Raw genomic sequence first — 16,527 nt, 5'->3', positions numbered from 1 at the left:
GCGGCCCCTTTTGTGAGCGCTGCGCACTCAAGCGGGAGCAAGCTCCCTCGCCACGGAAAGCACCCACGGAGTCCGGACGTCATACCCGCACCTCTTTCTCCTCAGGCCGGGCAAACCGTCGGCCCAGACGATCGAAGTACAGGTAGATCACCGGGGTGGTGAACAAGGTCAACACCTGGCTCACCAGCAACCCGCCCACCATCACCAGGCCCAACGGCTGGCGCAACTCGGCGCCGGAGCCAGTGGCGAGCATCAGGGGCACCGCGCCAAACAGCGCCGCCAGCGTGGTCATCAGGATTGGCCGGAAGCGCAGTAACGCGGCCTGGTAGATGGCCGTCTGCGGATCCAGGCCCTGGTTGCGTTCGGCGTCCAGGGCGAAGTCGATCATCATGATCGCGTTTTTCTTGACGATGCCGATCAGCAGGATAATGCCGATGATCGCAATCATGCCCAGGTCATTGCCGGTGAGGATCAACGCCAGCAAAGCGCCGATGGCCGCAGAAGGCAAGGTGGACAGGATGGTGATCGGATGGATGTAACTTTCGTACAAGACCCCCAGCACGATGTACATGGTCACCACCGCAGCCAGGACCAGCAGCAAAGTGCTCGACAACGATGCCTGGAACGCCTGCGCCGCGCCCTGGAACTCGGTTTGCACGCCCACTGGCATGCCGATGTCCTGCTGGACCTTTTCGATCACCTCCACCGCATGCCCGAGGGCCACGCCCGGCGCCAGGTTGAACGACATCATCACCGCCGGGAACTGGCCGATGTGGGCGATTGCCAGTTGCGCCTGACGCTCTTCGACACGGGCCAGGCTCGACAATCGGACCTGGCCGCCGTCAGTGGTCTTGACGTGGATCTGGTCCAGCGCCTGCGGCCCGAGCTTTTCCCCGGCCTGGGCCTGAAGCACCACACGGTATTGGCTGGCCTGGGTATAGATGGTGGAGATCTGCCGCTGGCCGAAAGCGTCGTACAGCGCATCGGTGATGTTCGACACCGACACGCCCAGGCGTGAGGCGGCGTCGCGATCGATGACCAGGTAGACCTGCAAGCCCTTGTCCTGCAGGTCACTGGCGACATCGGTCAGTTCCGGCTGTTGGGCCAGGGCCTCGACCAGGCGACCGCTCCAGAGGCTGAGCAACTCGGCGTCCGGCGATGACAGGCTGAACTGGTACTGGGTGCGGCTGACCCGGTCTTCGATGGTCAGGTCCTGCACCGGCTGCATGAACAGGCGAATGCCCACCAGCCGGTCGAGCTGCGGTTGCAAGCGGGTGATGATCTCGCTGGCGCTGTCGTCCCGCTCGCTGTGGGGCTTGAGGTTGATCAGCAGGCGTCCGCTGTTGAGCGTGGCGTTGTCGCCGTCGACACCGATGTAAGAGGACAGGCTCTGCACCGCCGGGTCGGCGAGGATGACCTTGGCCAGCTGCTGCTGGCGCTCGCTCATGGCGGCGAAGGAAATTGACTGCGGCGCTTCGGAAATGCCCTGGATCACGCCCGTGTCCTGCACCGGGAAAAAGCCCTTGGGCACGGCCAGGTACAACACCACCGTCAGCACCAGGCTGCCCACCGCCACCAGCAGGGTCAGCGGTTGATGCTTGAGCACCCATTGCAACTTGCGCCCGTAGGCAGCGATCAACCAGTCGATCCAGGCACCGCTGGCCCGATAGAAGCGGCCCTGCTCCTGTTCCTTGGGCTCGCGCTTGAGCAAGCGGGCGCACATCATCGGCGTCAGGGTCAGGGACACCACCAAAGAAATCAGGATCGCCACCGCCAGGGTGATGGCGAACTCGCGGAACAATCGGCCGACCACGTCCGCCATGAACAACAGCGGGATCAGCACCGCGATCAACGACAGCGTCAGGGAAATCAGCGTGAAACCGATCTGCCTGGCGCCCTTGAGCGCGGCTTGCATCGGGCTGTCGCCCTCCTCGATGAAGCGCGCAATGTTCTCCAGCATGACGATGGCATCGTCCACCACAAAACCGGTGGCGATGGTTAGCGCCATCAGGGTCAGGTTGTTGACGGAAAACCCGGCCAGGTACATCACGCCGAATGTACCGATCAACGACAGCGGCACGGCCACCGACGGAATGATCGTGGCGCTGACCCGCCGCAGGAACAGGAACGTCACCATCACCACCAGGGCAATCGCGATCAGCAGTTCGTGCTGCACATCGGTGACGGAGGCGCGGATGGTCTGGGTGCGGTCGGTCAGCACGGTCACGTCGAGGCCGGCCGGCAGGTTATCGGTGATGCTCGGCAGCAGGGCCTTGATCCGGTCCACCACCTCGATGACGTTGGCCCCGGGCTGGCGCTGGATGTTCAGTAGCACGGCCTGGTTTTCGTTGGCCCAGGCGGCGAGGCGTTCGTTCTCCGCGCCGTCGACGATCTGTGCCACGTCCTTGAGCCGCAATGGCGCGCCGTTGGCGTAGGCCAGGATCAGTTCGGCGTAGTCCTTGGGCGAGGTCAGCTGATCGTTGGCGTCGAGCATCGAGACCCGCGTCGGGCCGTCGAAGTTGCCCTTGGGCTGGTTGACGTTGGAAGCGCCGATCAGGGTCCGTACATCGGCCAGGTTCAGCCCGGCGGCCGCAAGTGCCTCCGGGTTGACCTTGATCCGCACGGCCTGGCGCTGGCCGCCGGCGATGGTCACCATGCCAACGCCGCTGATCTGGGCGATCTTCTGCGCCATGCGCGTGTCCACCAGGTCATTGAGCTTGGGCAGCAGCATGGTCTTGGAGGTGATCGCCAGCGTCAGCACCGGGGTGTCCGCCGGGTTGACCTTGTTGTACACCGGCGGCGCCGGCAGGTCGGTAGGCAACAGATTGGTCGCGGCATTGATCGCGGCCTGCACTTGCTGCTCGGCGACATCCATGTTGATGTCCAGATTGAAACGCAGGGTGATCACCGACGCACCACCGGAACTGGTGGAAGCCATTTGGGTGAGGCCCGGCATCTGCCCGAACTGCCGCTCCAGGGGCGCGGTCACGGCGCTGGTCATGACATCGGGACTGGCGCCCGGGTACAGCGTCATCACGCGGATGGTCGGGTAGTCGACCTGAGGGAGTGCCGACACCGGCAGCAGCCGATAGGCAATCAGGCCGGCCAGGACAATCGCCAGCATGCTCAACGTGGTGGCGACCGGGCGAAGGATGAACAGCCGCGAAAGATTCATGCGCCGCCCTTTTTCGCCTTGTCGGCCGCGGTCGGCTCAGTCGGGGCCGCGGCCGTCTTGCCTTGCAGGTGTTCGGTCGGCGTGGTCGGCACCTCCTGGCTGTCGTTGACCACTTCCACCTCGCTGCCCTCCTTCAAGCGGTCGGTGCCTTCGAGCACCACCCTGTCGCCGGCGGCCAGGCCCTCGGTGACAATGGTTTTTTCGCCATCGCTGGCACCGATCTTGAGCTTCCTGATGGTGACTTTCCTGTCGCCATCAAGGGCGTAGACGAAGGTGCCGTTGGTGCCGAACTGGATGGCTGCGGTCGGCGCCAGGACCACGCCCTTGAGGGTGTCGGCCAGCAAGCGCACGTTGACGAACTGGTTGGGAAACAGCGACTGGTCGCGGTTTTCGTAGCGCGCCTTGAATTTCAAGGTGCCGGTGGTGATGTCGATCTGGTTGTCCAGGCTTTGCAGAACACCGCTGGCCTGGAGTTTCACATCGCCACGGTCCCAGGCCTCGACCGGTAGTTTCGCTCCGCTGCGATAGCGGGCGAGCACGGTTTCGAGGTTGTTTTCCGGCAGGGTGAACACGACGCTGATGGGCTGGGTCTGGGTGATGACGGCCAGGGCCGTGGTGTCGTTGGCGGCCACCAGGTTGCCGATGTCCAGTTGACGCAAACCTACGCGGCCGCTGATCGGCGCGCGGATCCTGGTGAATTCCAGGTTGAGCTTGGCGTCGTTGACCGCCGCCTGGTTGGTCTTGACCGTACCCTGGTACTGGCCCACCAGCGCAGCGGCGGTATCGAGGGTCTGCTTGGCGATACTGTCTTCGGCGTACAGGCCGCGATAGCGTTCCAGGTCGACCTGGGCATTTTTCAGTTGGGCCTGGTTTTGCAGCAGCGTGCCTTCGGCCTGGAGCAAGGCATTCTGGTAAGGACGTGGGTCGATTTCCGCCAGCAGGTCGCCGGCCTTGACCATCTGCCCTTCTTCAAAGGCGATCTTCACCAACTCGCCGCCGACCCGGCTGCGAACGTTGATCGTATTGAGCGCGGTGACCGTGCCCAGCGCCTTGTAATACAGGGGAAAATCCCCGGTGACCGCTGGCGCCACCCGAACCGGAATCGGCCCCGCCGCACCGCCAAACCCCGGCCGCATGCCGCCCGAGCGCCCCGCATGGCCAGCCGCGGCTTTCTGCTCTGCGCCGTTTTTCGGGTCGGTACTGGCGGGCCAGAACTTCCAGGCCAGCAACGCGATGACCAGTACGACAAACAGGCCGAACAGCCAGCGACGGGATTTGCGGGAAACAGAGGATTGCATGGAGTGGTCAACCATTGGGCGCGTGAGCTTCTTTTACAGGAGGCTGAACGATAAGCACTGGCGGATATTTAGCAAAGCGCCTTTACCGGCAATTTACCTTGGGCTTACATTCCGCCCGGTTAGCTAAAGCCTTGAAACACAAATGAAAACGGCCTGGTCAGGCCAGGCCGTTAACAATTGTAATAAATACTTTATTTCAGAGCAGTTATTTCAAAGCACTTACTTCAGGACAGCCAGCGCCGCGTCGTAGTTCGGCTCTTCGGCGATTTCCTTGACCAGCTCGCTGTGCAGCACGGTGTCGTTTTCATCCAGCACCACCACGGCACGGGCGGTCAGGCCTTTGAGCGGGCCGTCGGCAATGGCAACGCCGTAGTTCTCAATGAACTCGGCACCGCGCAGGGTCGACAGGTTCTGCACGTTTTCCAGGCCTTCGGCACCACAGAAACGGGCCTGGGCGAACGGCAGGTCGGCGGAGATGCACAGCACTACGGTGTTGTTCAGATCGTTGGCCTGGGCGTTGAACTTGCGCACGGAAGTGGCGCAGGTCGGCGTGTCGACGCATGGGAAAATGTTCAGCACTTTGCGCTTGCCGGCGAAATCCTTCAGGGAAACGTCCGACAGATTGCCGGCAACCAGGGAAAAGGCTGGCGCCTTGGAACCGGCTTGGGGCAACTGGCCGTTGACTTGGACAGGGTTGCCTTTGAGAGTGACTTGAGCCATGAACGGATTCCTTCTGACAGGTTTGAAAATGGTGAGGCCGGAGTTAACCATGAAATGGTGCTCCGACCTATGCCTGCACACAAAAAGTCACGAGTGACCGGGCCTGCTATTTAGCCTTGAGCTGCAAATATGACTGATGCAGATCCGCCGCCCAGCCATCGATGACTCCTTTGACATCATCGGGCTTCATGACCTGGGACTCGTTCGACAACGGTTTACCCGTGCCCTTGCGCACCACCTGGGCGATTACCGCATTATTGCCGCCGTCGAGAAACACCGCTTCGGTGCCCAGGGTGGTTTCCTGGTCACGAATGCCGCTGGCGGTACTGACCGCGGCGGCCACCAGGGCGATCGGAATCACTTCGTAGGGTTTCAGGCCCTCGGTCTTGCTGCTGACCGCGGTGATCGCCGCCCGCACCACCAGGACACCCGGGCCAGGGCTGGTCGCCAGCGGCAGGGACTTGCCGGCTTCACGCTTGAGCGCCTGGTCGTAGTAGCTGGTGATGCCGGCCAACGTTGCCGACGGGATTTTCACCGTCGCTTGCGGCTTGGGGTACAGCTGGGTCGGTTCGATATAGATGCGGGAGTACTTCGCCAGATCGATCTTCGGATCGACCCAGCGCATCACCTCGGCCCCCGACGGCGATTTTTCTTCCTTGAGCCGGCTGTAGTCCCCCAGGAACCCGGAATACTCGTCCGGCTGGGTGACTTTGCTGGAGCAGCCCGCGAGCGCGAGCGAGGCGATGCAAACGGTGCCGATCATGGAGGCGAACTTCATGCTGTTACTCCTGTAAGCCACACCCGACGGGGGGCGGAACTACAGGTATAGCCAATGCGCGGGGTTTTGCCCGGCCAAGCGTATTCAGCTTCGCTCGCGCGGTATAAGACTCTGCAACTGCTGGGCGAGGAAATTTGCATCGAAGACGTAGGTGTCCGGATCTTTCAGCCCGTTGGTCCTGCGCCATTGCCACTGCGTTGATGGCGGCTGGCAAACCAGGGAAATGCTGCCGTGGCGAGTGGCGGTCAGGCCGATGATCGACAAGGAAATCAACCCGCCCGCGCCCATCACATCCGGCACAAACTCAACCGGTTTACCGGTAATGGACAACGTCAGTTTCTCCGTCTTGAAAGTCGACGTCTCGGCAGGAACACTCGGCCCATGGGCGACATACGCGCCACGGCTCAACTCCAGCAGGTTCGGCGCCAGGACCGGCGCCAACCATTGCTCGATCTGCCCGTACAACGCCTCGATCCGCTCAGCCCATACTGCCGAGTGGGCCTGGTGCTGCTGCTTCTTGTGCGCTTCGCTGTCGGCGTAGTGACGGAGCATCTCGCCCAATTGCTGTAAATCGTCCATGGCGCTGTTCCTTTATCAAGGGGGTGTTGCGAAGCGCGATGATGACAGGTTCGCACGGCTGCGTACGCAAAAGAACCGTGTCGCCACCTTCGCGAGCAGGCTCGCTCCCACAATGGACCGAAGGCACCGACGATCATGCCCTCCTGCCTCGATTGCCCAGCTTTTGTGGCGAGGGAGCTTGCTCCCGCTGGGTTGCGAAGCAGCCCCAATTGTCGAATGCGTTCTGCCTGATGCACCGAGGTGCTTGGTTTCAGGGCTGCTGCGCAGCCCAGCGGGAGCAAGCTCCCTCGCCACGGTTTTGGGATGGCTGCGCAGTACGTGACTCCGTGTCCCTGTGGGAGCGAGCCTGCTCGCGAAGGGGCCTCAGGCTTTATTGGATCAATTACTGATGCTGCACCTGCACCATTGAGCTCACCTGCACCCGCGCGTGCATCTGCTCCGCCCCGCCGCCCCGGCGCATGCCGCGCACCGGGCAGGCGTCGAGGTAGTCCAGGCCGATCGCCAGTTTCAGGTGGCGATCGGGACGGGTCAGGCGATTGGTTACGTCGAAACTGTACCAGCCATCCCCCAGCCAGGCTTCAGCCCAGGCATGGCTCGCCAGGTGGTTTTCGTCTTCGGTGCACAGATAGCCGGACACATACCGCGCCGGCACGCCCAGGCTGCGGGCACACGCCACGAATGCATGGGCGTGGTCCTGGCAGACGCCGGCACCGCCGGCAAACGCCTCGGCCGCCGTGCTGCTGACCGCAGTGGTGCCCGGAAGGTAGGCCATGCGATCGGCAAGGCCATTCATCAAGTCGGCCAGCGCCGAACGATCACGCCGTGCCCCGCACCGGGCCACGGCGAAAGCGCTGAGGCTCTCATCGGCCTGGCTGAGACGGCTGGTGCGCAGGAACGGCAGCGGTGACTGGCTGTCAGGCTCCATCTCCACGGTCTGGTCGATCTGTACTTCACCGTAAGCGGTCAGTACCAGAGCCCCATGAGGCTCGTCCATGGTCATGACATGCAGGATGTTGCCGTAAGGATCGAGCTGGCTGCGCACCAGGCGTGGCAGCTCCAGGTGCCATTGCAGAATGCGCTGGCGCGGGCTGTCCTTGGGCGTCAGGCGCAGGAACTGGATGCTGGTGCAGACTTCGTCGGCATAGCTGTAGGTCGTGTCGTGGCGAATGGACAATTTCATACCACCTCCAGGTAGGCATCGTGGACGGTCTGGCCCAGGTGGCGGATCTGGCCGATGAGTTCGGTCAGCCATTGATGCAGGCCCGACGCGAGGATCTCGTCGATGCCGGAATAACGCAGGCGCGCATTCAATTCCGCGGCCAGGCGCTGGGCCGGACGACCGTTGTTGCCAGGCAGGCTGGCGAGGATATGGTCCAGTTCTTCGATGCACGCATGCAGCGAGCGCGGCACGTCGGCCCGCAGCAGCAACATCTCCGAGACCTGCTCGGCGTTGGGCGCGTTACGGTAGATCTCGTTGAACGCCTCGAACGAAGACAGCGCCCGCAACAAGGCACTCCATTGGTAATAGCCGCGCGCCGAGTTGTCGCTGACCTCCTCCGACTCCTCGCCGAACATCTCGTAGCGCGCGTCCAGCAGGCGCAAGGTGTTGTCGGCGCGCTCGATGAAGGTTCCCAGGCGAATGAAACTGTAGGCGTCGTTGCGCATGATCGTGCCCGACGTCGCGCCGCGGAACAGGTGCGAACGCTCCTTGACCCATTCGCAGAAATGGCTGATGCCGTAGCGGCCCAGGCCGTTACTGGCGATGTTGCGCATCTCCAGCCAGGTCGCGTTGATGTTTTCCCACATGTCGGCGGTGATGCGTCCGCGCACGGCGTGGGCATTGGTGCGCGCGGCACGCAGGCAGCTATAGATACTGCCGGGGTTGGCTTCATCCAGAGCAAAGAAATGCAGCATGCGCTCGCTGTTGAGCGCGTCATAACGGGCGTTGTAATCGTCCAGCGTACCGGCCGCCAGCAGCGACATCGCCAGCTCGGCATGCCCGTCGCTGCGCCCGGCCTGGGGCATCAACGACAGCGAATAACTGACTTCGAGCATGCGCGCCAGGTTCTCGGCGCGCTCCAGGTAGCGGGACATCCAATAGAGGTCCGAAGCGGTTCTTGAAAGCATGTCTTAGTCCTCCACTACCCAAGTGTCCTTGGTGCCGCCACCCTGGGACGAGTTCACCACCAGCGAGCCTTCGCGCAGCGCCACGCGGGTCAGGCCGCCGGGCACCAGGCGGGTTTCCTTGCCGGACAGCACGAAGGGACGCAGGTCGATGTGGCGCGGGGCGATGCCGCTTTCGACAAAAGTCGGGCACGTGGACAGGCTCAAGGTCGGCTGGGCGATGTAGGCCTCCGGCCGGGCCTTGAGACGGGCACGGAAATCCTCGATTTCCGCTGCGGTGGCGGCCGGCCCCACCAGCATGCCGTAGCCGCCGGAACCCTGGGTTTCCTTGACCACCAGGTCCGGCAGGTTCGCCAGTACATGGGACAGGTCCTGGGGTTTGCGGCACTGCCAGGTGGGCACGTTCTTCAGGATCGGCTCTTCGGTGAGGTAGAAGCGGATCATCTCGTCGACATAGGGGTAGATCGACTTGTCGTCCGCCACGCCAGTGCCGACGGCGTTTGCCAGAACCACGTTGCCGGAACGATAGACCGCGACCAGCCCGGGCACGCCGAGCATCGAATCGGGATTGAACGACAGCGGATCGAGATAGGCGTCGTCAAGGCGACGGTAAATCACATCCACCTGCTGGGGGCCGGCGGTGGTGCGCATATAGACGTGGTCGTCACGCACGAACAAGTCGGCGCCCTCTACCAGCTCCACGCCCATTTCCCGGGCCAGGAACGCATGTTCGAAATAGGCACTGTTGAAACGCCCCGGGGTCAGCACCACGGCAGTAGGGTTGTCGAGTGGACTTGAGCTTTTGAGGGTATCGAGCAGCAGGTTCGGATAGTGGTCGATGGGCGCCACGCGCTGGGCGGCGAACAGCTCGGGGAACAGACGCATCATCATCTTGCGGTCTTCGAGCATGTAGCTCACGCCGCTGGGCGTGCGCAGGTTGTCCTCCAGCACGTAGTAGCTGCCGTCGCCGTCGCGAACCAGGTCGACACCGGCAATGTGCGCGTAGATGCCACGGTGCAGGTCCAGGCCCTGCATTGCGATCTGGTAGCCCTCGTTAGCCAGCACTTGCTCGGCCGGAATGATGCCTTCCTTGAGGATGCGTTGCCCGTGGTAGATATCGGCCAGGAACATGTTCAGGGCCTGGACCCGCTGGATGCAGCCACGCTCGACCGTCTGCCATTCGCTGGCCTTGATGCTGCGGGGGATGATGTCGAAGGGGATCAGGCGCTCGGTGCCCTGCTCGTCGCCGTAGAGGGTGAACGTGATGCCCGCGCGATGGAACAGCAGGTCGGCTTCGCGACGGCGTTGCTCCAACAGCTCCAGCGGCGTTTCCGCCAGCCAGCGCGAGAAGGCTTGGTAATGCGGGCGGCAGTCACCCTGTGCGTCATACATTTCATTGAAAAAAGCGTGGGGCATAGCCAACTCCCAGCCGTGTCGTACACGGCATTTCTTATGACTTCGTCATTTCACCAGTCTGGCCTTGCCTTGTTTGATGAGCCTGTTCCTTGGAGCACCTCTTGGTTCTTGCGTCTTTGAGCCGTAGCAAACGCTGTGCCTAAGCGCGGGGGGCATCCACACAATGCTGGAAAAAACGGCGCGCAACGCTGAAAAAGCGAAATTTCTTTTCTATTTGACGGCAAAAATCGGTTTGCTGGCTGAAACGTTTATTTCAGTGCCCGGCGTCGATACCACAAACGGGTCGAATCGGTGCAGTCGGGCGGGAAGTTGGCCTCGGATGCCCTGAAAAGGGGAAATTTATACCCACCGGCAAAAATGGCCGGGTTTACCCAACGATAGCTCAAGCGCCGAGATTTCGCGGGAAAGCACTTCGTGGCGAGGGAGCTTGCTCCCGCTGGGGCGCGAAGCGGCCCCATCACCGGCAGCCTTCACCTGTTAAACCGAATAGGCTTCTTTGCGGCGACTGCGTCGCCGAGCGGGAGCAAGCTCCCTCGCCACGGGGTTCCCTGGCATCCTCAAGACCTCCTGCCCGCCCCCAGCCTTCCGTCGCCTTCCCTCGCACAAATCCCAAGCCGCCACTTGCACCAACAGTATTATGGTATACCATCATACGCACAGACACTTTCTCCCACGGAGCAGCTCATGAGTTTCGAAATTCGCAAGATCGTCAGCTATGTCGAAGAAACCTTCATCGAAGGAGGCAAGGCCACCGACAAGCCGGTGACCATGGTCGGGCTGGCGGTGGTCATGAAGAACCCTTGGCTGGGCCGTGGTTTTGTCGAAGACCTGAAACCCGAGATCCGCGCCAATTGCTCCGATCTCGGCGCGCTGATGGTCGAGCGCCTGGTGGGCATCATTGGCGGTGCGCAAAAGATCGAAGCCTATGGCAAGGCCGCGGTCGTCGGTGCCGACGGAGAGATCGAGCACGCCTCCGCCGTGATCCATACCCTGCGCTTCGGCAACCATTACCGCGAGGCGGTCAAGGCCAAGAGCTACCTGAGCTTCACCAACAAGCGCGGCGGCCCCGGCACCTCGATCCAGATCCCGATGATGCACAAGGACGACGAAGGCCTGCGCTCGCATTACATCACCCTGGAAATGCAGATCGAAGACGCTCCACGCGCCGACGAAATCGTCGTGGTGCTGGGCTGCGCCGATGGCGGGCGCCTGCATCCACGCATCGGCAATCGTTACATCGACCTGGAAGAGCTGGCCGCCGAACAGGCCCAGTGATCCCACCGGGGCAACCACAATAAAAAAGGCATGCAGGAGCGCTCCATGATTCGGCTCACCGCTGAACTCACCCCGGCCGGCACCAGTTACCTGGCAACCGGCCAAGGCCAGCCCGTGGTCCTGATCCACGGCGTGGGCCTGAACAAAGAAATGTGGGGCGGCCAAGTCGTTGGCCTGGCCACGAAGTATCGCGTCATCGCCTACGACATGCTCGGCCATGGCGCCAGCCCGCGCCCTGCCACTGGCACTGGTCTGCTCGGGTACGCCGATCAGCTGCTGGAGTTGCTGGACCACTTGCAACTGCCCCAGGCCAGCGTCATCGGCTTTTCCATGGGCGGCCTGGTGGCACGCGCCTTCGCCTTGCATTACCCGCAGCGCCTGCAAGGCCTGGTGGTGCTCAACAGCGTATTCAACCGCAGCGCCGAACAACGCGCGGGGGTCATCGCCCGCACCGCCCAGGCCGCCGAGCATGGCCCGGACGCCAACGCCGAAGCCGCGCTGTCGCGCTGGTTCAGCCGCGAATACCAAGCGGCCAATCCGGCGCAGATCGCCGCGCTGCGCCAGACCCTGGCGCAGAACGATCCCCAGGGTTACCTGACCACCTATGAGCTGTTCGCCACCCAGGACATGTACCGCGCCGACGACCTGGGCAGCATCCAGGCGCCGACGTTGATTGCCACCGGCGAACTGGACCCCGGCTCGACCCCGGAAATGGCCCGGCAACTGGCCGAGCGGATTCCCGGCGCCACGGTTGCCGTGCTCGCCGAGCAACGGCATATGATGCCGGTAGAGTCGCCGCGCCTGGTCAACCAGTTGTTGCTGGAATTCCTCGACACGGCCAATACCCGACAAAATCCAATAAAGGGGATCGTTGCATGACACTCGCACGCTTTTCGATGTGCATCGGCGGTGAATGGGTCGATGCGCTGTCCGGCAAGACCTTCGAGAGCCTGAACCCGGCGCTGGCCGAGCCCTGGGCCGAGCTGCCCGATGCCGACGAAGCCGATGTCGATCGCGCCGTACAAGCCGCACAAACGGCTTTTGACAGCCCGGCCTGGCGCGGACTGACCGCCACTGCTCGGGGCAAACTGCTGCGCCGTCTCGGTGACCTGATCGCCGAAAACAAGGAAAAACTGGCCCAGCTCGAAAGCCGCGACAACGGCAAGCTGATCCGTGAAACCCGTGGCCAGGTCGGCTACCTGCCGGAGTTTTTCCACTACACCGCAGGCCTCGCCGACAAGCTCGAGGGCGGCACCCTGCCCCTCGACAAGCCGGACCTGTTCGCCTACACCGTGCACGAAGCCATGGGTGTGGTCGCCGCGATCATCCCCTGGAACAGCCCGCTCTACCTCACCGCCATCAAGCTCGCCCCGGCGCTGGCGGCCGGCAACACCATCGTGATCAAGCCGTCCGAGCACGCCTCGGCGACGATCCTGGAACTCGCCCGCCTGGCCTTGGAGGCTGGGATTCCGCCGGGCGTGGTCAACGTGATTACCGGCTACGGCCCCAGCACCGGCGCCGCCCTCACCCGCCATCCGCTGGTGCGCAAGATCGCCTTCACCGGTGGTGCCGCCACGGCCCGGCATGTGGTGCGCAGCAGCGCCGAGAACTTCGCCAAGCTGTCACTGGAGCTGGGCGGCAAGTCGCCCAACATCATCTTTGCCGACGCCGACCTCGACAGCGCCATCAACGGTGCGATTGCCGGGATCTACGCCGCCTCCGGCCAGAGCTGCGTGTCCGGATCGCGATTGCTGGTACAGGACGAAATCTACGACGAGTTTGTCTCGCGACTGGTGGAGCGCGCCCAGCGCATTCGCATCGGCAATCCTCAGGAAGACGCCAGCGAAATGGGCCCCATGGCCACCGCGCAGCAACTGGCCGTGGTCGAGGGCCTGGTGGCCGACGCGATTGCCGAAGGCGCGCGCCTGCGCCTGGGCGGCAAGCGCCCGCAGAACCTGGGCGCTGGCTGGTTCTACGAGCCGACGCTGTTCGAATGCGATCGCAATTCGATGAAGATCATGCAGGAAGAAGTCTTCGGCCCGGTGGCCTCGGTCATTCGTTTCAAGGACGAAGCCGAAGCCCTGGCGATCGCCAACGACTCGCAGTTCGGCCTCGCCGCCGGCATCTGGACCCGTGACCTGGGCCGCGCCCATCGCCTGGCCCGGGACGTGCGATCCGGGATCATCTGGGTCAACACCTACCGCGCGGTCTCGGCCATGGCGCCGATCGGCGGGTTCAAGAACAGCGGCTACGGACGCGAAAGCGGCATCGATTCAGTGCTGGCCTATACCGAGCTGAAAACGGTGTGGATCAACCTTTCCCAGGCACCCATGCCTGACCCGTTCGTGATGCGCTAGGAGTCCTGAGAAATGATCGAACCCGGCATCTACAAAGAAGTCATGAGCTCCTTCCCGTCCGGCGTCACGGTGGTCACCACCCTGGACCCGGAGGGCAATATCGTCGGCATCACCGCCAGCGCTTTCAGCGCCTTGTCCATCGACCCGGCGCTGGTGCTGTTCTGTCCCAACTATGCCTCCGATACGTACCCGATCCTGCGCGACAGCAAGCAGTTCGCGATCCACTTGCTGTCCGCCGACCAGACCGCCGAAGCCTACGCCTTCGCCGGCAAAGGCAAGGACAAGGCCAAAGGCATCGACTGGCACCTGAGCGACCTGGGCAATCCGTTGCTGGGTAAAGCCACGGCGATCATCGAGTGCGAGCTGTGGCGCGAATACGACGGTGGCGATCACGCGATCATCGTCGGCGCGGTGAAGAACCTGATCCTGCCCGCGCAACCGGTCACGCCGATGATCTACCACAAAGGCAAGCTGGGCCCGCTGCCCGCGCTGGCTTGAGGTTGTACACAGAACCCTGTGGGAGCGAGCTTGCTCGCGATGACGGCTGCACATTCAACATTAATGTGACTGATCCACCGCTATCGCGAGCAAGCTCGCTCCCACAGGTTCAGCACTTTTTTCAGAAGCCGGTATCAGCCCGGTCGACGATTTCGGGAGCACACCGCGATGAGCAACGAAAAATACCAGCAAGGCCTGAAGATCCGCACCCAGGTGCTGGGCCAGGACTACGTCAACCGCGCCATCGAGAACGCCGACGATTTCACCCGGCCGCTGCAGGAAATGGTCACGGAATATTGCTGGGGCCATGTCTGGGGCCGCGAGGGTTTGTCGCTCAAGGAGCGCAGCATGATCAACCTGGCGATGATCTCGGCGCTCAATCGTCCGCACGAACTCAAGCTGCATGTGCGCGGCGCCTTGCGTAACGGACTGAGTCGTGAGCAAATACGCGAAATTCTGCTTCAGGTCGGCATTTATCGCGGCGTCCCCGCTGCCGTAGACAGTTTCCGGCTTGCCCGCGAAGCCTTCGCCGAAGCCGACGCCGAGGCCTCCAGTCAACCCTCGGCTGTTTGAACTGAACGAGCATGGATGTTTGCCCGTTTTGCATGGACAGCCACATCACAGAGCGGACCCCATGAAACGCCTGCCACTCGACGACAGCTTCAAGGTCAATCGCAACCCCGTTACCCTGCGCGAAATCGTGCTGGATAAACTGCGAAGCGCCATCATGAACTTCCAGCTGCTGCCGGGCGATCGCCTGGTTGAACGCGACCTGTGCGACCGCCTGGGCGTGAGCCGTACGTCGGTGCGTGAAGCCCTGCGTCACCTCGAATCCGAAGGCCTGGTGGAGTTCGCCGATGCCAAGGGTCCACGGGTGGCGATCATCACCCTGGCCGACGCCGGTGATATCTATGAGCTGCGGTGCGTGCTCGAAGGCTTGATCGTCCAGTTGTTCACCCTGCGGGCCAAGGCCAAGGACATCAAGGCCCTGGAAAAAGCCCTCGAGGAAAACCGCAAGGCCCTCAAGGACGGCGAGCTGCAGCAGGTGCTGGATTCGGTCCAGGGTTTCTACGACGTACTGCTTGAAGGTTCCGGCAATCATGTTGCCGCCACCCAGTTGCGCCAGTTGCAGGCGCGCATCAGCTACCTGCGGGCGACGTCGGTGTCCCAGGAAAACCGCCGTGGCAGCAGCAACCAGGAAATGGAACGCATGGTCGAGGCGATCAAGAGTGGCGATCCGCTGGTGGCCCACCAGGCCTGCGTCGACCACGTACGCGCCGCCGCCAAGGTCGCGCTGGAATACCTCAAGCGCCAGCAGGAAGAGACCGGCAACATCCCGGAAATCACCGCGCCCATCGCGTTGAAAGAACCGCGCATAGGACGCTGATCATGTTCAGCCCGAGCTTTTGTCCAAAGTGTGGCGGCACTGACTTGAGCCAGCGCCTGCCAGCGGGCGATACCCATGAGCGGCTGATGTGCGGCGGCTGCGGCTACATCCACTACGTGAACCCGAAGATCATCGCCGGCTGCATCATCGAACAGGACGGCAAGTACCTGTTGTGCCAACGCGCCATCCCGCCACGCCTCGGCACCTGGACACTGCCGGCCGGCTTCATGGAAGGCAACGAGACCACCGAGCAGGCGGCCCTGCGCGAAGTCTGGGAAGAGACCGGCGTGCGCGCCGAAATCATCTCGCCCTACTCGATTTTCAGCGTGCCGAAAATCAGCGAGGTGTACATCATCTTCCGCGCCATCGCGCTGGAGATCACCGGCGAGTTCGGCGCGGAAACCCTCGCCTGCCAATTCTTCGCTGCCGAAGACATTCCATGGGACAGCATCTATTACCCGGCCATCCGGCAGATCCTCGAACGTTACATCGAGGAACGCCAGGCCGGGGTCTACGGCATCTACATGGGCAACGACGACAGCGGCAAGATTCACTTCATCCGCTGACACCTGCGGTCAGGGCGCCACGCCCTCGACGATGATCACCTCGGCCCGCGCCACACCTTCACGGTGCTTCTTCGCCTGCTGATACTCCTCGCAGTGATAGCAGGCCAGCGCCTGTTCGTAGGAATCGAATTCGATCACCACGCTGCGCTGCGGCGTGGCCCTGCCTTCCATCGCTTCGCTGCGTCCGCCCCGGGCGAGCATCCGTCCGCCATACAAGGCAAACGCCGCTGGCGCGCGCTGGGTGTATTGGCTGTATTGATCGGGGTCGCTGACATCCACATGAGCAATCCAGTACGCCTTCATAGTGACCTCTGTGTTTGTTTTGTATTATGGTATACCACAAGCTGTTTCCAT

At 62.6% G+C, this 16,527-nt stretch carries 16 protein-coding genes; 7 read left to right on the top strand and 9 right to left on the bottom strand.

Translation table 11 applies throughout. The annotated features are described in order from the left end of the window. Nucleotides 1–79: 79 nt before the first annotated feature. The 8 genes from J3P96_RS11875 to J3P96_RS11840 all read right to left on the bottom strand — a co-directional run bounded on the left by J3P96_RS11875 (nucleotide 80) and on the right by J3P96_RS11840 (nucleotide 10,090). Nucleotides 80–3,175 carry an MdtB/MuxB family multidrug efflux RND transporter permease subunit gene (locus tag J3P96_RS11875; RefSeq protein WP_434657292.1) on the bottom strand — a complete coding sequence of 1,032 codons (3,096 nt, stop codon included), beginning with the start codon at nucleotides 3,173–3,175 and terminating at the stop codon, nucleotides 80–82. After that, entirely contained in the window at nucleotides 3,172–4,488 is a 1,317-nt protein-coding gene (locus tag J3P96_RS11870; RefSeq protein WP_434657289.1) for an MdtA/MuxA family multidrug efflux RND transporter periplasmic adaptor subunit, read from the bottom strand. The genes J3P96_RS11875 and J3P96_RS11870 overlap by 4 nt, the downstream gene beginning before the upstream one ends. 204 nt (nucleotides 4,489–4,692) lie before the next feature. Next, nucleotides 4,693–5,193, bottom strand: a complete 501-nt coding sequence (gene tpx, locus J3P96_RS11865; protein WP_434657287.1) for a thiol peroxidase — start codon at nucleotides 5,191–5,193, stop codon at nucleotides 4,693–4,695. Between the two features lie 106 nt (nucleotides 5,194–5,299). Beyond that, nucleotides 5,300–5,971, bottom strand: a complete 672-nt coding sequence (locus J3P96_RS11860; protein ID WP_305500564.1) for a DUF3313 domain-containing protein — start codon at nucleotides 5,969–5,971, stop codon at nucleotides 5,300–5,302. Nucleotides 5,972–6,055: 84 nt separating this feature from the next. Beyond that, on the bottom strand, nucleotides 6,056–6,550 hold the full coding sequence (locus J3P96_RS11855) for a hypothetical protein (protein ID WP_434657284.1): 495 nt from the start codon (nucleotides 6,548–6,550) through the stop codon (nucleotides 6,056–6,058). A gap of 382 nt (nucleotides 6,551–6,932) precedes the next feature. Next, nucleotides 6,933–7,730 carry a transglutaminase family protein gene (locus J3P96_RS11850; RefSeq protein ID WP_434601019.1) on the bottom strand — a complete coding sequence of 266 codons (798 nt, stop codon included), beginning with the start codon at nucleotides 7,728–7,730 and terminating at the stop codon, nucleotides 6,933–6,935. Then, nucleotides 7,727–8,677: an alpha-E domain-containing protein gene (locus J3P96_RS11845; protein ID WP_305500558.1), complete on the bottom strand. Its 951-nt coding sequence runs from the start codon at nucleotides 8,675–8,677 to the stop codon at nucleotides 7,727–7,729. Before J3P96_RS11845 ends, J3P96_RS11850 begins: the two co-directional genes overlap by 4 nt. Before the next feature lie 3 nt (nucleotides 8,678–8,680). Beyond that, nucleotides 8,681–10,090, bottom strand: coding sequence for a circularly permuted type 2 ATP-grasp protein (locus J3P96_RS11840; RefSeq protein ID WP_434657282.1), 1,410 nt, complete (start codon nucleotides 10,088–10,090; stop codon nucleotides 8,681–8,683). 684 nt (nucleotides 10,091–10,774) lie between these two features. Here J3P96_RS11840 and J3P96_RS11835 point away from each other — a divergent pair. The 7 genes from J3P96_RS11835 to J3P96_RS11805 all read left to right on the top strand — a co-directional run bounded on the left by J3P96_RS11835 (nucleotide 10,775) and on the right by J3P96_RS11805 (nucleotide 16,173). Further along, nucleotides 10,775–11,365 (top strand): amino acid synthesis family protein, encoded by a 591-nt coding sequence (locus J3P96_RS11835; protein ID WP_305500555.1) that lies wholly within the window; start codon nucleotides 10,775–10,777, stop codon nucleotides 11,363–11,365. Between the two features lie 45 nt (nucleotides 11,366–11,410). Continuing rightward, entirely contained in the window at nucleotides 11,411–12,244 is an 834-nt protein-coding gene (locus J3P96_RS11830) for an alpha/beta fold hydrolase (RefSeq protein ID WP_305500553.1), read from the top strand. Beyond that, on the top strand, nucleotides 12,241–13,722 hold the full coding sequence (locus tag J3P96_RS11825) for an aldehyde dehydrogenase (protein WP_434657280.1): 1,482 nt from the start codon (nucleotides 12,241–12,243) through the stop codon (nucleotides 13,720–13,722). The genes J3P96_RS11830 and J3P96_RS11825 overlap by 4 nt, the downstream gene beginning before the upstream one ends. A 12-nt stretch (nucleotides 13,723–13,734) precedes the next feature. Continuing rightward, nucleotides 13,735–14,220, top strand: coding sequence for a flavin reductase family protein (locus J3P96_RS11820; protein ID WP_305500551.1), 486 nt, complete (start codon nucleotides 13,735–13,737; stop codon nucleotides 14,218–14,220). 168 nt (nucleotides 14,221–14,388) lie between these two features. Further along, on the top strand, nucleotides 14,389–14,793 hold the full coding sequence (locus tag J3P96_RS11815; RefSeq protein WP_434657277.1) for a carboxymuconolactone decarboxylase family protein: 405 nt from the start codon (nucleotides 14,389–14,391) through the stop codon (nucleotides 14,791–14,793). A 61-nt stretch (nucleotides 14,794–14,854) separates the two neighbouring features. Then, nucleotides 14,855–15,607 carry a GntR family transcriptional regulator gene (locus J3P96_RS11810; protein WP_305500548.1) on the top strand — a complete coding sequence of 251 codons (753 nt, stop codon included), beginning with the start codon at nucleotides 14,855–14,857 and terminating at the stop codon, nucleotides 15,605–15,607. 2 nt (nucleotides 15,608–15,609) lie between these two features. After that, nucleotides 15,610–16,173 carry an NUDIX hydrolase gene (locus J3P96_RS11805; RefSeq protein ID WP_434657275.1) on the top strand — a complete coding sequence of 188 codons (564 nt, stop codon included), beginning with the start codon at nucleotides 15,610–15,612 and terminating at the stop codon, nucleotides 16,171–16,173. A gap of 9 nt (nucleotides 16,174–16,182) precedes the next feature. Here J3P96_RS11805 and J3P96_RS11800 read toward each other — a convergent pair whose 3' ends face one another. Continuing rightward, nucleotides 16,183–16,476, bottom strand: a complete 294-nt coding sequence (locus tag J3P96_RS11800) for a DUF1330 domain-containing protein (protein ID WP_434573716.1) — start codon at nucleotides 16,474–16,476, stop codon at nucleotides 16,183–16,185. Between the last annotated feature and the right edge of the window lie 51 nt (nucleotides 16,477–16,527).

The organism is Pseudomonas sp. R3-56, assembly GCF_051132075.1.
Lineage (GTDB): Bacteria > Pseudomonadota > Gammaproteobacteria > Pseudomonadales > Pseudomonadaceae > Aquipseudomonas.
The sequence above is the reverse complement of the archived record's forward strand: the minus strand, read 5'-3'. Positions and strand labels throughout refer to the sequence as shown.

Excerpts from the sequence above, each read along its gene's own strand:
- J3P96_RS11875 (WP_434657292.1), bottom strand. The coding sequence starts at position 3,175 with ATGAATCTTTCGCGGCTGTTCATCCTTCGCCCGGTCGCCACCACGTTG.
- J3P96_RS11870 (WP_434657289.1), bottom strand. The coding sequence starts at position 4,488 with ATGGTTGACCACTCCATGCAATCCTCTGTTTCCCGCAAATCCCGTCGC.
- tpx (WP_434657287.1), bottom strand. The coding sequence starts at position 5,193 with ATGGCTCAAGTCACTCTCAAAGGCAACCCTGTCCAAGTCAACGGCCAG.
- J3P96_RS11860 (WP_305500564.1), bottom strand. The coding sequence starts at position 5,971 with ATGAAGTTCGCCTCCATGATCGGCACCGTTTGCATCGCCTCGCTCGCG.
- J3P96_RS11855 (WP_434657284.1), bottom strand. The coding sequence starts at position 6,550 with ATGGACGATTTACAGCAATTGGGCGAGATGCTCCGTCACTACGCCGAC.
- J3P96_RS11850 (WP_434601019.1), bottom strand. The coding sequence starts at position 7,730 with ATGAAATTGTCCATTCGCCACGACACGACCTACAGCTATGCCGACGAA.
- J3P96_RS11845 (WP_305500558.1), bottom strand. The coding sequence starts at position 8,677 with ATGCTTTCAAGAACCGCTTCGGACCTCTATTGGATGTCCCGCTACCTG.
- J3P96_RS11840 (WP_434657282.1), bottom strand. The coding sequence starts at position 10,090 with ATGCCCCACGCTTTTTTCAATGAAATGTATGACGCACAGGGTGACTGC.
- J3P96_RS11835 (WP_305500555.1), top strand. The coding sequence starts at position 10,775 with ATGAGTTTCGAAATTCGCAAGATCGTCAGCTATGTCGAAGAAACCTTC.
- J3P96_RS11830 (WP_305500553.1), top strand. The coding sequence starts at position 11,411 with ATGATTCGGCTCACCGCTGAACTCACCCCGGCCGGCACCAGTTACCTG.
- J3P96_RS11825 (WP_434657280.1), top strand. The coding sequence starts at position 12,241 with ATGACACTCGCACGCTTTTCGATGTGCATCGGCGGTGAATGGGTCGAT.
- J3P96_RS11820 (WP_305500551.1), top strand. The coding sequence starts at position 13,735 with ATGATCGAACCCGGCATCTACAAAGAAGTCATGAGCTCCTTCCCGTCC.
- J3P96_RS11815 (WP_434657277.1), top strand. The coding sequence starts at position 14,389 with ATGAGCAACGAAAAATACCAGCAAGGCCTGAAGATCCGCACCCAGGTG.
- J3P96_RS11810 (WP_305500548.1), top strand. The coding sequence starts at position 14,855 with ATGAAACGCCTGCCACTCGACGACAGCTTCAAGGTCAATCGCAACCCC.
- J3P96_RS11805 (WP_434657275.1), top strand. The coding sequence starts at position 15,610 with ATGTTCAGCCCGAGCTTTTGTCCAAAGTGTGGCGGCACTGACTTGAGC.
- J3P96_RS11800 (WP_434573716.1), bottom strand. The coding sequence starts at position 16,476 with ATGAAGGCGTACTGGATTGCTCATGTGGATGTCAGCGACCCCGATCAA.